General features: G+C 76.2%; 11 protein-coding genes. 10 read left to right on the forward strand and 1 reads right to left on the reverse strand.

The window, feature by feature from the left end:
- Positions 1-30: 30 nt before the first annotated feature.
- From ACQPYD_RS12465 to ACQPYD_RS12495, 7 genes are all read left to right on the forward strand, one after another.
- Entirely contained in the window at positions 31-861 is an 831-nt protein-coding gene (locus ACQPYD_RS12465) for an SDR family NAD(P)-dependent oxidoreductase (RefSeq protein WP_433701134.1), read from the forward strand.
- Positions 862-1,592: 731 nt separating this feature from the next.
- Complete coding sequence (locus ACQPYD_RS12470) at positions 1,593-2,918, forward strand: ABC transporter substrate-binding protein (protein ID WP_433701135.1); 1,326 nt, start codon at positions 1,593-1,595, stop codon at positions 2,916-2,918.
- A 229-nt stretch (positions 2,919-3,147) separates the two neighbouring features.
- Positions 3,148-4,632, forward strand: a complete 1,485-nt coding sequence (locus ACQPYD_RS12475; RefSeq protein ID WP_433701136.1) for an ABC transporter substrate-binding protein — start codon at positions 3,148-3,150, stop codon at positions 4,630-4,632.
- Positions 4,632-6,479 (forward strand): ABC transporter permease subunit, encoded by a 1,848-nt coding sequence (locus ACQPYD_RS12480; protein ID WP_433701137.1) that lies wholly within the window; start codon positions 4,632-4,634, stop codon positions 6,477-6,479. Before ACQPYD_RS12475 ends, ACQPYD_RS12480 begins: the two co-directional genes overlap by 1 nt.
- Before the next feature lie 431 nt (positions 6,480-6,910).
- Positions 6,911-7,846 (forward strand): ABC transporter ATP-binding protein, encoded by a 936-nt coding sequence (locus tag ACQPYD_RS12485; protein ID WP_433701138.1) that lies wholly within the window; start codon positions 6,911-6,913, stop codon positions 7,844-7,846.
- A 50-nt stretch (positions 7,847-7,896) separates the two neighbouring features.
- Positions 7,897-8,721, forward strand: a complete 825-nt coding sequence (locus ACQPYD_RS12490) for an ABC transporter ATP-binding protein (RefSeq protein ID WP_433701139.1) — start codon at positions 7,897-7,899, stop codon at positions 8,719-8,721.
- On the forward strand, positions 8,718-10,034 hold the full coding sequence (locus tag ACQPYD_RS12495; protein ID WP_433701140.1) for an MFS transporter: 1,317 nt from the start codon (positions 8,718-8,720) through the stop codon (positions 10,032-10,034). The genes ACQPYD_RS12490 and ACQPYD_RS12495 overlap by 4 nt, the downstream gene beginning before the upstream one ends.
- A gap of 145 nt (positions 10,035-10,179) precedes the next feature.
- On the opposite strand, the gene ACQPYD_RS12500 is transcribed toward ACQPYD_RS12495, so the two are convergent.
- Positions 10,180-11,736 (reverse strand): BCCT family transporter, encoded by a 1,557-nt coding sequence (locus ACQPYD_RS12500; protein WP_433701141.1) that lies wholly within the window; start codon positions 11,734-11,736, stop codon positions 10,180-10,182.
- 821 nt (positions 11,737-12,557) lie between these two features.
- On the opposite strand from ACQPYD_RS12500, the gene ACQPYD_RS12505 reads away from it, so the two are divergent.
- The 3 genes from ACQPYD_RS12505 (at position 12,558) to ACQPYD_RS12515 (ending at position 15,745) form a co-directional block, all read left to right on the forward strand.
- Entirely contained in the window at positions 12,558-12,893 is a 336-nt protein-coding gene (locus ACQPYD_RS12505; RefSeq protein WP_433701142.1) for an ArsR/SmtB family transcription factor, read from the forward strand.
- The gene (locus ACQPYD_RS12510; protein WP_433701143.1) at positions 12,893-13,624 is read left to right on the forward strand and encodes a cation diffusion facilitator family transporter; all 732 of its coding nucleotides are present in this window, start codon (positions 12,893-12,895) and stop codon (positions 13,622-13,624) included. Before ACQPYD_RS12505 ends, ACQPYD_RS12510 begins: the two co-directional genes overlap by 1 nt.
- 429 nt (positions 13,625-14,053) lie before the next feature.
- The gene (locus tag ACQPYD_RS12515) at positions 14,054-15,745 is read left to right on the forward strand and encodes an ABC-F family ATP-binding cassette domain-containing protein (protein WP_433701144.1); all 1,692 of its coding nucleotides are present in this window, start codon (positions 14,054-14,056) and stop codon (positions 15,743-15,745) included.
- Positions 15,746-15,766: the final 21 nt, after the last annotated feature.

Here is a 15,766-nt window from a genome sequence, read left to right on the forward strand (position 1 = left end):
CTAGTGCCAAGTCTGTCGTAAGGTGTCGGCATGAGCATCGACCACGCTTCGCAGACCACACTCATCACCGGGGCCAGTTCCGGCATCGGCGCCGCCCTGGCCCGCAGGCTCGCCGAACGCGGGACGGGCCTGGTCCTCGTCGCCCGGCGCGCCGAGAGGCTGGAGGCGCTGGCGGCCGAACTCCGCGACGCCCACGGCGTCGGGGTCGAGACCGTCTCCGCCGACCTCGGCCGCCCCGGGGCGGGAAGGGAGCTGGCCGCCGAGATCGACCGCCGCGGCCTGGAGGTGACCAGCCTCGTCAACAACGCCGGGGTCGGCATGGACGGCGCGTTCCGCGACCAGGACCCCGAGGAGCTCGGCGCGATGGTCGCCCTCAACGTGGGCGCCGTCGTCGACCTCACCCGGGCCTTCGTGGGCCGGCTGGCGGAGAGGGGCGACGGCTACCTGGTCAACGTCGCCAGCATGGCCGCCTACCAGCCGATCCCGGGGATGGCCGCCTATGCGGCGACCAAGGCGTTCGTGCTGTCCTTCACGGAGGCGCTGTGGTGGGAGACCCGGGGCAGCGGGCTGCGCGCCATGGCGTTCTCGCCGGGACTGACCCGCACGGAGTTCTTCGACGCGATCGGTACCGAGGGGTACCCGGGCGGTTTCCAGACCCCCGACGAGGTCGCCCTGGCGCTGGTCCGGGCGCTCGACCGCCGCCGGTCGGTCCCGAGCGCGTTCTCGCGCGCCGGCAACGTGCTCGCCACGTCCCTGTCGCGGTTCTTCGGCCGCCGGTCCACCGTCCTGGTCACGGCCCGCGCGGCCCGCTCGGCGCAGCTGATGGGCAAGAGCCGCGCGGCCCTGTCCCCGCGGTCCTGACGTCCCGGGCCGCGGGCGCGACGGCGGCGGGGCGGTCGGTGGCCCGATCGGTGCCTCGTCCGCCGGAGCGGGCACGCGCGCCCGCTCCGGCGGACGCCCGGGCCCGGTGCGCGGTGCGGTGCGGCCGGGTGGTCCGTCCCCCGTCCCTCGGGCCCCGGGCGGGTCGCCGGGGAGGTCCGGTGCGGCCGGTGGCGTGCGTGTTCGGCATGGTAAACGCTTTCCGGCTCTGAGGGCAAGCGATGGGGGAACGATGCCGCGAGGGGTCCGATCCGGCGTGCCGCGGTGCGCCGGGCCGGATTCGTCGCCCTCCGTCCTCCCGGGACGGCTGTTTCCCGTGGTTCTGCCGGTGGTGGCGGGCTCGGCGGGGGTTCGCGGTGTGACGTGCGGGTGTCGTGTTCAGAAAGGGAGCGTTGACACCCCACGTGACGCGGTGCTAAAAAATGAACACTTGAGAACATGGATAGCGCTTACCAGCACGATTGCGGCCCTACCGCTCCGTTCGTGACGCCCCGGCCCGACGCCCCCACCAGGTGCGCCGCCGGCCGGAGCCCCGGCCGATCCGGCCCGGTCGCGACCGGGGTCCCGACCCCGTCCGCTCCAGCACTCCCTCCGCCGCGCGCGGCGGCCCCGGCCGGTCCGCCGGCCCGACCACACCCTCCCGACCGGACAGCAGTACCCCCTCCCGGGACGCAGCAGCCCCCGGAACGCAGCAGCCGAAGGGAAACACCACCATGCGCGTACCCCCCGGCCGAGGACGGTCCCGCGCGGGCCGCCGCGGCTCCGCCCTCACCACCGCCACCGCCGCCGCGACCGCGATCGTCATGGCCGCCTCCGCGTGCGGAGGCTCCGGAGGCGACGGCGACACCGTCGAGCTCCGCTTCTCCTGGTGGGGCTCCGACGAGCGCCAGGCCACCATGCTCCAGGTCATCGAGAACTTCGAGGCCGAGAACCCCGGCATCCGCATCGCGGGGGAGAGCACCGACTGGAGCTCCTACTGGGACCGGCTGGCCACCAACACCGCCGCCAACGACGCCCCCGACATCGCCATGCAGGAGGAGCGCTACCTGCGCGAGTACGCCGACCGCGGCGCGCTCATGAACCTCGACGAGGCCGCCGGCCTGGACCTGTCCGGCCTGGACCCGCTCATCGCCGAGAGCGGCGACCTGGACGGCCAGACCTTCGGCGCGGCCACCGGCGTCAACGCCTACGCCATCCACGCCGACCCCGAGGCCTTCGAGGCCGCGGGCGTGGAGATGCCCGACGACGAGACCTGGACGTGGGACGACTACGTCGAGATCTCCGCGCAGATCACCGAGGGCAGCGACGGCGAGTACGTCGGCACCCAGAGCATGAGCTACAACGAGACCGGGTTCCAGGTCTTCGCGCGCCAGCACGGCGAGAACCTCTACGCCGAGGACGGGTCGCTGGGCTTCTCCCAGGAGACCCTGACGGCGTGGTTCGAGATCACCCAGGAACTCCAGGACAACGGCGGCCAGCCGAGCGCCGCCGAGGGCGTGGAGATCCAGGGCGGCGGGGTCGACCAGTCGGTCGTGTCCACCAACCAGGGCGCGATGGCGCACTTCTGGAGCAACCAGCTCGGCGGGGTGGCCGAGTCCTCCGGCCGCGACATCCAGCTGCTCCGCTACCCGGGGGAGACCGAGTTCGAGCGGACCGGCGGGTTCTTCAAGCCGGCCATGTTCTACACCATCTCCGCGGGGTCCGAGCACCCCGAGGAGGCGGCGCTCTTCGTCGACTACATGCTCAACGACCCGGCGGTGGCCGAGCTGACCCTCGCCGACCTGGGGCTCCCGGCCAACGTGGAGGTGCGTGAGGCGATCGTCGACGACCTGCCCGGCGCCGACGCGCAGATGGCCGAGTTCATGAGCGGCATCGAGGGCACGATCGTGGACGGCAACCCGCCGCCGCCGATCGGCGCCGGCCAGGTCGTGGAGATCACCGGGCGGGTCACCGACAGCCTCGCCTTCGGCGACATCACCCCGGCCGAGGCGGCCGAGCAGTTCATGGCCGAGGTCGAGGCGGCCACCGGCGGCGCCTGACACCGGCCGGCCGGGCACGGGCCCGGGACGCGGGGGGCGAGGTCCCCCCGCGGCCCGGGCCCGCGTCGTTCTCCGCCCCTCCGGGCGGAGACGGGCGGGGCCGGGCGGAGGGGCACGTTCCGGGCGGACTGGTGGACAATAATGAAAACGGTTGTCATATGCTGTTTTGGCCGGTCGCGACACTGCCGCGCGGCGGCCCCGTCCGCACCCGACCCCTGGAAGAACCCCCGTGCACCTCCACAAGACCCCGCCCGGCGCCTGCCTGGCCGTGGCCGCCGCCCTCGCGGCCACCGGCTGCTTCCCCGCCGGGGACGACACCGCCGCCGACGACGGGCGGATCTCGGTCGCCATGATGCAGCCGCCGCGCTCCGCCCTGTCGCCCCTCACCGACGACGCCTTCAAGCTCTCCCGGTGGAGCACCGCCGAGACCCTCGTCACCCTGGACGAGGTCGGCGATCCGCAGCCCGGCCTGGCCACCGAGTGGGCCCGCACCGACCCCACCACCTGGACGTTCACCATCCGCGAGGGGGTGGACTTCCACGACGGCACGGAGCTGACCGCCGACGTCGCCGCCCACGCGCTGGAGTACGCGGCGCAGGCCTCGCCCAAGCCGCGCATCCTCGACGGCGTGGAGCTCGGGGTGGAGGCGCAGGGCGACACCCTGACCGTCACCACCGCCGAGGAGGACCCCCTCGTCCCGCAGCGGCTGTCCTCGCCGCAGCTGTCGATCCTCGCCGAGAGCGCCTACGAGGGCGGCTCGGTGAGCCCCGTCGGCACCGGGACCGGCCCCTTCGAGCTGGTCGAGGTCACCGGGACCACCGCCGCGCGCCTGGACCGCTTCGACGGCTACTGGGGCGAACCCGCCCTGGCCCCCGGCATCGACGTGGCCTTCGTGCCCGACGGGACCGCGCGCGCCGCCGCCCTGCGCACCGGCGAGGCCGACATCGTCGAGTCCGTGCCCACCTCCCAGGCCGCGCTCCTGGAGGAGGACACCCTCACCGAGGTCCCGATGCCGCGCACCAACACCCTCTACCTCAACACCGGGGAGGGGCCCTTCACGGACCCCGGCCTGCGGGCCGCCGCACGTGAGGCGATCGACCGCGAGTCCCTGGTCGAGGGCGTCTACGAGGGCCGCGCCGACGTGGCCGAGGGCCTTCTGGGCCCCGCGCTGCCCTGGGCCGCCGAGCGCCCCGCGCGCACCGGCGCCACGGAGGCCGAGGACCCGGACGGCGCGTCCGTCACCCTGGCGACCTTCACCGACCGCGCCGAGCTGCCCGAGGTCGCGACCGTCCTCGAACAGCAGCTGGAGGACGCCGGGTTCGAGGTGGAGCAGGTCGTGCGCGAGTACGCCAACATCGAGGAGGACGCCCTCAGCGGCGAGTTCGACGCGTTCATCCTGTCCCGCGCGACCGTCCTGGACTCCGGTGACCCCGCCGCGTACATGACCAGCGACTTCTCCTGCGACGGCTCCTTCAACATCGCTCAGCTGTGCGACGAGCGGGTGGACGCCGCGCTGGAGGCGGCCGAGCTGGCGCCGGCCGGCGAGGAGCGGCGCGCCGCGATCCTGGAGGCCGAGGCCGCCGTCCTCGGCACCGACGCCGCCATTCCCATGCTGCACGAGCGCGTCATCCAGGGCGACGCGGCCGGCGTCGTGGACTCGGCCAAGGACCCGCGCGAGCGCCTGCTCGTCACCTCGCGCACCCGGCTGGACTGATGGGCGCCGCGCTCCCGGGCCGGGCAGCGCCCCGGCGCCCCCGCCCGGCCCGCCGCTCCGGGCTCCTCGGCCCCCTGCTCTCCCGCGTGGCGGCGCTGGCCGTCATCACCGTCGTGGTCGGCCTGCTCCCGTGGCTGTCCGGCCGCGACCCCGCGCTGTCCGTGCTGCGGGCACGCTCGGCAGAGCAGGAGCCGACCGAGGAGGCCCTGAACGCGATCCGCGCGGAGCTGGGGCTCTCCGACGGACCGTCGGCCATGCTCGGCCGCTGGTTCGGCGGGGCGCTCCGCGGCGACCTGGGCTCCTCCTGGGTCTCCGACGCCCCCGTCCTGCCCGCGGTCGTCTCGGCCACGGGGGTGTCCCTCCTGGTCATGGCGTGCGCGCTCGGCGTGGCCCTGGTGCTGGCGGCCCTGCTGTGCGCACCCGCCCTGGTGCGCGGGGCGCGCGGCACGCTGCGCCCGGGCGGGTCGGGCAGCGGCGCGGTCGCCGCCATGTGCACGGCCCTGCCCGAGTTCCTGGTCGCCGTCCTGCTCATGGTCTCCCTGTCGGTGTGGCTGGGCTGGCTGCCGCCCTACGGCTGGCAGGGGCCGGTCAACCTGGTCCTGCCGGCCCTGGCGCTGGGCATCCCGGCCGGAGGGCTGCTGGGCCGGCTGGTCGACGACGCCCTGCCCTCCGTGTTCGCCGAGCGCTGGGTCGGCCTGTGGGCCGCCTCGGGGTGCTCCCCGGCCCTCATCGGCGCGGCCGCGCTGCGCAGGGCGACCCCGGCCCTCATCCCGCAGTTCGGCATGGTCGCGATCGGCCTGACCGGGGGAGCGGTCGCCGTGGAGACGGTCTTCGCCGTGCCCGGGATCGGCCGCACCGCCCTGGGCGCCGCCCAGTCCCAGGACCTGCCGATGCTCCAGGGCGCGGTCCTCGGCCTGGTGCTCCTCGGAACCGCGGCGGGCCTGCTCGCCCAGGCGGCGCGCCGGTGGATGCTGGGGCCCGGCCTGCGCGACGCGGCCCTGACCCTGTCGCCGCCGCCCACGGCCCCGGCCGGAGCGCTGCGCCGGTCGGTGCCCGCGGTGTGCGCGGCGCTGCTCCTCACCGTGTGCGTGTGGGGGCTGACCCGGGACGCGATGACCGTGAGCGTGGCCGAGCGCCTCGCCGGGCCCTCGTGGGCGCACCCGCTGGGCACCGACGCCGTGGGCCGCGACGTGCTCGCCCGCCTCGGCCACGGGGCCGTCGCCACCGTGGGCACCGCGGCGCTGGTGTGCCTGGTGAGCCTCGCGGTCGCGCTGGTGGTCGGGTTCCGGCCCGCACTGGCGGCGGGCGCCGCCGACATGGCCAACGCCCTGCCGCCGGTCATCGCCGGGATCCTCGTGGCCGCCGTCATGGGCCCCGGCCCCCTCGGCGCCTCGGTGGCCGTCGCACTGGTGTCCTGGCCGCCGCTCGCCGCGCACACGGCCTCGCTGGTCCAGGAGACGCGCGCCGCCGCCTACCTCGACGCCCAGAGGGCCCTGGGAGCCGACCCCCGGTGGATCCTGGTGCGGCACGTCCTGCCCGCGGTCCTGGGCCCGGTGGGCCGCAACGCGGTGCTCCGGCTCCCCGGCATCGCCCTGGCCCTGGCCTCGCTGGGGTTCCTCGGCCTCGGGGCCCAGCCGCCCTCCGCGGAATGGGGGCTGAGCCTGTCGGAGTCCCTGCCCTACGTGGAGCGCGCGCCCCTGGCCGCGCTCGCCCCGGCCGCCATGCTCATGCTGCTCGCCGCGTTCGCGGTCTCCCTGTCCACCCTGCCCCCGGGCGGGCGCGCCGCCCGGCGGCGCCGGGTCCCGGCCGCCGCCGGGGCCGGAAACCCGGAAGGAGCCGGACGATGAACCCCGGCGCTCCCCACGACGGCGCTCCCCGACGCGCGGCTCCCGGCGGCGGTGGGCCCCGTGCTCACGGCGGTCACAGCGGTGCGGACCCTGGTGGCGCGGCTCCCGGTGACGGTGGTCCCCGCTCTCATGGCGGTCACAGCGGCGCGGTCTCCCGCCCTCGAGGCGGCCCCGGCGGTGCGGCCCCTGGTGGCACGCCTCCCGGCGGCGGTGGGCCCCGCGCTCACGGCGGTCACAGCGGTGCGGACCCTGGTGGCGCGGCTCCCGGTGACGGTGGTCCCCGCTCTCATGGCGGTCACAGCGGCACGGCCCCCGGCGTCGCCGCGCCCGGCGGTCCGCCGCGCGGAACCGACCCCGGCCGCGCGCCCCTGCTGAGCGTCCGCGACCTGCGGGTCACCCTGCGCGAACGCGGCGGTACCGCCGTCCCGGCCGTGCGCGGCCTGTCCTTCGACGTGCACCCCGGCGAGGTGGTCGCCCTCGTGGGGGAGTCGGGCGCCGGGAAGTCCCTGACCGCCCGCGCCGTCCTGGGCCTGGCGCCCCACGGCGCGCAGGTCGCCGGAAGCGTCCTCCTGGACGGACAGGAGCTGGTCGGCGCGCGCCCCTCCGTCCTGCGCTCGGTGCGAGGGCGGCGGATGTCGCTGGTCCCGCAGGACGTCCTCACCGTGCTCAGCCCCGTCCACACCGTGGGCGCCCAGCTCGTCCGGGCCGTGCGCTCGGTGCGCCGGACCGGCCGGGCCCGCGCGTGGGAGGAGGCCGTGGCCGCCCTGGACCGGGTCGGCATCCCCGACGCCGCCCGGCGCGCGCACGCCTACCCGCACGAGTTCTCCGGCGGCATGCGCCAGCGCGCCGTCATCGCGATGGCCACGGTCAACCGGCCCGACGTCGTCTTCGCCGACGAGCCCACCACCGCCCTGGACCCCGTCATGCAGGCGAGGGTCCTGGAACTCCTGTGCGGGCTGAGCGGGCGGACCGGGACCTCGGTCGTCCTGGTCACCCACGACCTCGGGGTCGTCGGCGGCCACGCGGACCGGGTGGTGGTCGTCTACGCCGGGCGGCACGTCGAATCCGGCCCGGTGGACCGGGTCCTCACCGACCCGCGGGCCCCCTACACCGCCGGACTGCTCGCCGCGCTCCCGCCCCGGGAGGCGCGGGACCGCATGCTCCCCGCCATCGCGGGGTCGCCCCCCTCGCCGACGTCCCTGCCGCAGGGCTGCGCGTTCGCGCCGAGGTGCCCCCTCGCCACGACACGCTGCCGCACCCACGAGCCCTCCCCGGTCGTCGCGGGCGAGCCGGGGAGACTGGTCTCGTGCCACCGCTGGCAGGACCTCCCCGACCCGGCGCGCTCCCTGTTCGCGGAAGCGCCGTGACCGCGGAACGGCGGCGCCCGCACCCCGCACACCCCACGAGGAAGGACGACATGACCCACTCCGCCCCGCCGCTGCTGGCGGTCCGCGACCTGGTGGTGCGCTACCCGGGACGCGCGCGGCGTTCCGCGCCCGTGACGGCCGTCGACGGGGTGTCCTTCGAGGTCCGCGCGGGGGAGACGCTCGCCCTGGTCGGGGAGTCGGGGTGCGGCAAGACCAGCACGGCCTCCGCCGTGGTCGGCCTGCGCCGGCCCGACTCCGGGTCGGTGCGCTTCGAGGGGAGCGAGCTGACCACGATGGACCCGGCGCGCCTGCGCGCCCTGCGCCCCGCGCTCCAACCGGTCTTCCAGGACCCGTACGGGTCGCTCAGCCCCCGCCTGCGCGTGCGCGACGCCGTCGCCGAGCCCCTGCGCATCCACGGGCGCTGGGACCGGGAGACCGGCCCGGACCGCGTGGCCGCCCTGCTGGACACGGTCGGCCTGGACGCCTCCCACGGCGACCGGCTGCCGCACGAGCTGTCCGGGGGGCAGTGCCAGCGCGTCGGGATCGCCCGGGCGCTGGCCTGCGAGCCGCGGCTGCTGGTCCTGGACGAGCCGGTGTCGGCCCTGGACCCCTCGGTGCGCGCCGGGGTGCTCAACCTGCTCACCGGCCTCCAGGACACCCTGGGCCTGGGCTACCTGTTCATCTGCCACGACCTCGCGCTCGTCGGACACGTCGCCCACCGCGTCGCGGTCATGAGGGAGGGGCGCGTCGTGGAGACCGGACCCGCCCGCCGGGTGCTCTCGCAGCCCTCCGACCCGTACACGCGCGAGCTGGTGGAGGCCTCCCCGGCGGCCGTCGGGGCGCCCCGCGCACGCACGATCCCGACCGCGCCGTGAGCCCCGCCGGTGACGCCCGGGGGAGGGCGGAGCACGCCGAGGGCCCCGTCGGGCCCCGGCGCGGAGGACGCCCGGGGACGGGGCGGACGGCCGCGGTGCTGCGCGACGCGCGCGGCCTGCCCCCGCTGGCGCTGCTGCTGGTCGGCTCCCAGTTCGCGTTCAACGTCGGCTTCTTCGCGGTCCTGCCCTACCTCGCCGACCACCTCGGCGGCGGGCTGGGCCTGGCCGGGTGGCTGGTCGGCCTCGTGCTGGGCCTGCGCACCTTCAGCCAGCAGGGCCTGTTCGTCGTGGGCGGCACGCTCACCGACCGGTTCGGCGCGCGGCCGGTCGTGCTGGCGGGCTGCGCGCTGCGGATCGCCGGTTTCTGCTGGCTCGGCTTCGCGGAGGGCACGGCGTCGGTGATCGCGTCGGTGCTGCTCATCGGGTTCGCCGCCGCGCTGTTCTCCCCGGCGGTCGAGACGGAGGTCGTGCGCCAGGCGGTGCGGCACGAGCGGTCCTCGGGCACGCCCCGCACGCGCGTCCTCGCGCTGTTCTCCGTCTCCGGGCAGGCGGGGACGCTCGTCGGACCGCTGCTGGGCTCCCTGCTCCTGCTCGGCGGGTTCCGGGCCGCGTGCCTGGTCGGGGCGGCGGTCTTCGCGCTCGTGCTCGCCGGGCACCTGCGGCTCATGCCCGGGCCGGAGCCGCACGGCGCCTCCGGCCCGCGGGCCGGGGAGGGGCGGCCCCGCCTGCGCGAGGGGGTCCGGCTCCTGCTGGGCGACCGCCGCTTCCTGGGTCTGTGCCTGGCCTACAGCGGCTACCTGCTGGCCTACAACCAGCTCTACCTGGCGCTGCCGGGGGAGGTGGAGCGGGCGACCGGTTCCCAGGCCGCGCTGGGCTGGCTGCTCGCGTGGTCCTCGGTGCTCTACATCGCCGCGCAGTTCCCGGTGCTGTCCTGGGCCGCGGCCCGGCTGTCCCGGCGCGCGACCCTGGTGTGGGGGCTGCTGCTGGTCTCGCTGGGCTTCGCCTCCGCCGCGGCGCTGACACCGGTCGGGGCCCTGGGCGGGCTGCTGCCCTCCGTCGCGTTCGTCACCGCGCTGACCCTGGGCCAGGTCCTGATCGTGCCGACGGTCCGGGCCTGGCTCCCCGACCTCGTGGACGACGCCCGCCTGGGCCTGTTCACGGGTGCGCTCTCCTCGCTGTCCGGGCTGGTGGTGCTCCTGGGCAGCGTGCCCGCGGGGGCGCTCCTGGACATGGGCGGCCCGGTCCCCTGGCTCGTGCTCGCGGCCGTGCCGCTCGCCGGGGCGGCCCTGGTCCCGCGCGGCCACCGCTCCTGACCGGTCCGGGTGGCCCCGTTCGGGGCCGCCCGGACCGGTCGGCGGACGGGAGGGACCAGCCCTCAGGGCCTGTGCCCCCGCCCCCTTCCCGGGGCCGCGGCGGTCCGGGCGGGCGCCGCCGTGGCGGGGGCGCCCCCCGGCGGGGTCACGCGGTCTCCTCCGGGGCGGAGCGCGCCGGCTGCCGCGGCGGGTCGGCCGCCCCCGTGTCCTCCGCCCGCAGGTCGCGCCAGAAGCACACGACCACGCCCACGATGACGACGAGGAAGGGGGCCGACGCCACGATGACGGTCTGCTGCAGCGCGGCGAGCCCTCCCGAGAGCAGGAGGATGATCGCCAGGGCGCCGGTCATCGCCCCCCACAGCAGCAGGATCGGCACGCTCGGGCGCAGGGAGCCGCGGGTGGTGAGCATGCCCAGGACGTAGGTGTTGGCGTCGGCGCCCGACACGAAGAAGAGCACCGCCAGGAGCACCACCAGCGCCGTCGTGACGGCGGGCAGCGGGAACTCGGCCAGAGTGGTGAAGAAGGCGCTGTTGAGGTCGGCCGCGGTGGAACCCGCGATGTCGGTCCCGTGGTTCAGGTCCAGGTCGATGGCCGAGCCGCCGAAGACGGAGAACCAGGCGAAGAAGGCCAGGCTGGGCATGCCGAGGACGACCAGGACGAACTGGCGGATGGTGCGCCCGCGCGAGATGCGCGCCAGGAACACCCCGACGAAGGCGCCCCAGGACACCCACCAGGCCATCATGAAGTACGTCCAGCCCTGCATCCACGCGGTGTCGCCGAACGCCGGTCCCCGCAGGCTCATCAGGAGGAACTCGTCGCCGTACTGGCCCAGGGACTCCAGGAAGAGGGAGACCAGGAACGCCGTCGGGCCGAGGAACAGCACGAACACGAACAGCAGCGCGGCGACCGACAGGTTGACCTCGCTGATGTAGCGGATGCCGCGCTGGACCCCGGAGGCGGCCGAGAGGCTGAAGAGGGCTGTCACGACGACCACGATCACCACCTGGGTGGTGGTGCCGGTGGGCGTTCCCAGGAGCCGGTTCAGGCCGCTGTCGATCTGCAGGGCCCCCAGGCCGAGCGAGGTCGTGGTCCCGAACAGGGTGGCGAAGACCGTGAAGACGTCGATGGCCTTGCCCGCGGGGCCGTCGGCGTGCCTTCCCAGCAGCGGCCGGAAGAGGGCGCTGACCAGCCCGGGGCGCTTCTTGCGGTACATCGAGTAGCCCAGGGCCAGTCCGAAGACCGCGAAGATCGCCCAGGCGTGCAGCCCCCAGTCGTAGAAGGAGTACTGGAGCGCGAGGACCGCCGCCTGGGGGGTCCCGGGCTCGGCGAGGTCGTGGGGAGGGACGGCGAAGTGCGAGATCGGCTCGGCGATGCCGTAGGAGACCAGGCCGATGCCCATCACCGCGCACAGGATCATGGCGATCCAGGTGTGGGTGGCGAACTCGGGCCGGTCACCGTCGTCGCCCAGCCGGATGCGTCCGTAGCGGCTGAAGGCCAGCCCCACCAGGAGCGCCAGCAGCAGCAGGGGGAGCAGGAGGTAGGCCCATCCGAACCCCGAGGTGATCCGGTTCAGGGCGGAGTTCATCACGGACATCTGGTGGTCGGGGGCGGCCACGCCCCAGACCACGAACAGCGAGGAGAGGGCGAGGGAGGCCCAGAAGACCGTTCCGACGGCGCCGCGGGCGGTGCTGGAGTCATTCATGGGTGGACTCCTCTCTCGAGACGGCCACCACGCGCGGTGGCGCCGCAGGGCACGGGGCCCCGCGCCGCAGCGGACCGCGGTCCTCGTCTGTTCTGGTGCCAAGAGCGGGTTTCACAGCGGTGAACTTCCTGTCGGTGGGTGGGAGCGGCAAGGACTGCCGGGGTCTCCTGACACGTGCACGGCCGCTGGATCGCTTCAGGGCCGTGCGGGAGGATGCGAGGACGAGGTGTCGGCGCGGGGACGCGTCCCCGCGCCCGTGCCACCCGGATCCGCTTCGCGGAGGAATCCGCGACGCGATCACCGGCGGCGTCCACCGGCAGGGGAGTCCCTGGGGGAGGCGGCGCACGCCGAGGTCTGCGGCTCAGGCCGCACACCGGTCCGCGGGGCTCTCCGACGGGTCCGGGCCGAAGGGCCGGTCGAGGTCCGGTCCGGCGTCGGCGCCCCCGCGCGCTGTTCCTGCGGCGCGGGGCGGTCGAGTCGTTCCAGATCAAGGCGATGCCGGAGAGTCCCGGAGCGAGGTTACTCGCACGCGGGCGCGGGCTCGCCCGGCCCGACCTCCTGATACGCCGCGGACCGCTCCGGCCCCGGGGGCCGCGGACCCCCGGCCGTCCCGCCGGGGCCGGGGCGCGGGGGCCCGCGGCCGCGACCGGCGAGGGGGCCCGGATCCCCTGTGCCCCAGCCGTTGTCGGCGTCCGGCGGCCCCCGGGCACGCCGCCTTCCGGCCGGGGCGGCCGCCCACCCGCCCCGGCCGGAGGGCGGCGTGTGCGCGCACGTGAGAATTCATGGTTTCCTGAATCCACGTTTTTGTGTATCGTCGGGGCATGATCTCCCTCGCCACCGACATCGACGCCCTGGCCCGGTTCGGCCGGGCCCTGGCCGACCCCCTCCGCTGCCGGGTCCTGCTGGCCCTGCGCGAGAGCCCCGCCCACCCCGCCGACCTGGCCGAGTCCCTCGGCATCAGCCGCACCCGCCTGTCCAACCACCTGGCCTGCCTGCGCGACTGCGGCCTGGTCGTGGCCGTGCCCGTGGGCCGGCGGATGCGCTACGAACTGGCCGACGCCCGCCTCGGACACGCCCTGGACGACCTGCGCCAGGCCGTGCTGGCCGTGCAGACCGACGCCGCCTGCGCGGACGCCGACGAGAAGGGCTGCTGCTGATGGCGCGCCCCCTCACCGCGCCCCCGGACGAGGACCGCCGCGCCGTCCTGACCAGGCGGGTGCGCCTGCTGGTCGCCGTGACCATCGCCTACAACCTCGTCGAGGCCGCCGTGGCCATCACCGCGGGCAACCTCGCCTCCTCCGCCGCCCTGATCGGCTTCGGCCTGGACTCGCTCATCGAGGTCTCCTCCGCCCTGGCGGTCGCCTGGCAGTTCTCCGCCCGCGACCCCGGCGTGCGCCAGGCGCGGGAGAAGCGGGCGCTGCGCGTCATCGCGGTGGCCTTCTTCGCCCTGGCCGCCTACGTCACCGTCGAGGCCCTGCGCTCCCTGCTCGGCGGGACCGAGGCGGCCCCCTCCACGGTGGGGATCGTGCTGGCCGCCCTGTCGGTGGTGATCATGCCGTTCCTGTCCCTGGCCCAGCGCCGCGCGGGCCGGGAGCTGGGCTCGGCCACGGCGGTGGCCGACTCCAAGCAGACACTGCTGTGCACCTACCTGTCGGCCGCCCTCCTGGTCGGGCTGGGGGTCAACGCCCTGTTCGGGTGGGCCTGGGCCGACCCGGCGGTGGCGCTGCTCATCGCCGTGCTGGCGGTCAAGGAGGGGCGGGAGGCCTGGCGCGGGGACGCCTGCTGCGCCCCGGCCGGGATCGCCCTCACCGCGCCCGGCGCGGCCGACGCCGGGACCGAGGAGGCCGACGGGTGCGGATGCGCCCCCGGCTGTTCCTGCTGCCCCTGACACCGCCCCTCCCGCGGCCCCGGCCCCGGCCGGGGCCGCGCCCCTGCCGAACGGGAGGGCGCGCACGGCCCCCTCCGCCCCGGACGGACCCACGGGGCGGAGGCCCGCCGCCGCGAGCGGTCCACGGGGGACGGCGCCCTCGCGGCGGCGCCGCGCGACCCCGGCGGCGGCCCCCGGCCGGCGGGGCGAACGGCCGACCGGTCCGGGCCCGCCGGAAAACCCCTGGCCCCAGGTCCGCACGGTGACTACCATGGGCAGCGTGCATCTACCTCTCTACCTCTGAGCGCATTCCGAGCGCCCGCCCCACAGCCGCTGTGGCCGCGGGCCGACGACGTCTGCCATGACCCCGAAGGGGTCTTTTCGTCAGCTCGGAGAGCTCCCGCACCCCTCGCGTCCACCGCCGGGGCGGAGCTCTGTTCGGAGGAGAGAATGATCACCGCCAACCCCGTGTCCGGCCTGCCCGCAGGCGAGCGGGCGCAGATCACCCTGTCCGGAGTACGCGTCGACCGCGGCGGGCGCACGGTCCTGTCCGGCGTCGACATGGCCCTCACCCCGCGGTCGCGGTGGGGGATCGTCGGCGAGAACGGACGCGGCAAGTCCACGCTGCTGCACGTCCTCGCCGGGACGCTCGCGCCCGACGCCGGAACCGTCCGGCGCGTGGGCACGGTCGGCGTCGCCGAGCAGGAGATGGAGGCGGACGGCGGCCGGACCGTCGGCGACCTGGTCGACGTCGGACTCGCCGCCGCGCGGACCGCCCTGGCCGCGCTCGACGCGAGCGCCGCGGCGCTGGCCGACGGGCTCCCCGGCGCCGCCGGGGAGTACGCGGCGGCCCTGGACGCGGCGGAGGCGCTGGACGCCTGGGACGCCGACCGGCGCGTCGACCTGGCCCTGGAGAACCTGGGGGCCGTCACCGACCGGTCGCGCCCCCTGGAGCGGCTGTCGGTCGGGCAGCGCTACCGCGTGCGGCTGGCGTGCCTGCTGGGCGCCTCGCACGACTTCCTGCTGCTCGACGAGCCCACGAACCACCTCGACGCCGCCGGGCTGGACTTCCTGACCGAGCGGCTGCGCGGCCACCACAACGGGGTGGCGCTCGTCAGCCACGACCGCGCCCTGCTCTCGGACGTGGCCACGACGATGCTCGACCTCGACCCGAGCCGCGACGGCGGACCCCGCGTCTACGGCGGGGGCTTCGCCGGGTACCAGGAGGGCCGGCGCGCGGAGCGGGAGCGCTGGGCGGCCGAGTACGAGCAGCAGCAGGCCGAGCACGCCCGCCTGACCCAGGATCTGTCGGCGGCGCAGAACCGGCTCGTCGGCGGGTGGCGCCCGGACAAGGGGACCGGCAAGCACCAGCGGGCCACCCGGGCGCCCGCCCTGGTGCGCGCCGTCCACCGGCGGCGCGAGGACCTGGAGGAGCACGCGCTCACCGTGCCCCCGCCCCCGCTGCGGTTCCGCATGCCGGAGCTGCGGGCGCGGCCCGGGACGGACCTGGTCGCGGCCGAGGGGGTCACCGTGGCGGGGCGCCTGGACCGGCCGGTCTCGCTCACGCTCCGCTCCGGCGACCGGGTCGTGGTCACCGGGGCCAACGGGGCGGGCAAGTCGACGCTCCTGTCGGTGCTGGCCGGGCTCGTCGAGCCGACCGGGGGCGGTGTGCGGACCGCGCGCACGGCCCGGGTGCGCCTGTTGGCGCAGGAGTCGCCGCGCGCGGGCGCGCGCCGTGCCCACGAGGTGTACTCCGCCCACGTGGCGCGGCTCGTCGGCTCGGGCGTCCTGGCCGAGGGGGAGGCGGTCCCCCTCTCCGCCCTCGGCCTGCTCCCGGCCCGGGACGCCGCACGGCCGCTGCGCGAGCTGTCGACGGGCCAGCAGCGGCGGCTCGACCTGGCGGTGGCGCTGGCGTCGCGCCCCGACGTGCTGCTGCTGGACGAGCCGACGAACCACCTCTCGATCGCCCTGGTGGAGGAGCTCACCGAGGGGCTCGGCTCCACCGGGGCGGCCGTGGTGATCGCCACCCACGACCGGCGGCTCCGGCGGGACACGGCCTCCTGGGAGCAGCTGGACCTGCGGCCCGGGACCTCCGCGGCCCGGATCGCGGAGCGGTCGGCCGCCGGGGGCCGGGCGGGGTGAGCGGGCCCGGGGCCGCGGCGG

The sequence above is a fragment of the Nocardiopsis sp. CA-288880 genome (genome assembly GCF_050955985.1).
Classification (GTDB): domain Bacteria; phylum Actinomycetota; class Actinomycetes; order Streptosporangiales; family Streptosporangiaceae; genus Nocardiopsis; species Nocardiopsis tropica.

Coding starts and splice junctions, on each gene's coding strand:
- ACQPYD_RS12465 (WP_433701134.1), top strand. CDS start 31: ATGAGCATCGACCACGCTTCGCAGACCACACTCATCACCGGGGCCAGT.
- ACQPYD_RS12470 (WP_433701135.1), top strand. CDS start 1,593: ATGCGCGTACCCCCCGGCCGAGGACGGTCCCGCGCGGGCCGCCGCGGC.
- ACQPYD_RS12480 (WP_433701137.1), top strand. CDS start 4,632: ATGGGCGCCGCGCTCCCGGGCCGGGCAGCGCCCCGGCGCCCCCGCCCG.
- ACQPYD_RS12490 (WP_433701139.1), top strand. CDS start 7,897: ATGACCCACTCCGCCCCGCCGCTGCTGGCGGTCCGCGACCTGGTGGTG.
- ACQPYD_RS12500 (WP_433701141.1), bottom strand. CDS start 11,736: ATGAATGACTCCAGCACCGCCCGCGGCGCCGTCGGAACGGTCTTCTGG.
- ACQPYD_RS12505 (WP_433701142.1), top strand. CDS start 12,558: ATGATCTCCCTCGCCACCGACATCGACGCCCTGGCCCGGTTCGGCCGG.
- ACQPYD_RS12510 (WP_433701143.1), top strand. CDS start 12,893: ATGGCGCGCCCCCTCACCGCGCCCCCGGACGAGGACCGCCGCGCCGTC.
- ACQPYD_RS12515 (WP_433701144.1), top strand. CDS start 14,054: ATGATCACCGCCAACCCCGTGTCCGGCCTGCCCGCAGGCGAGCGGGCG.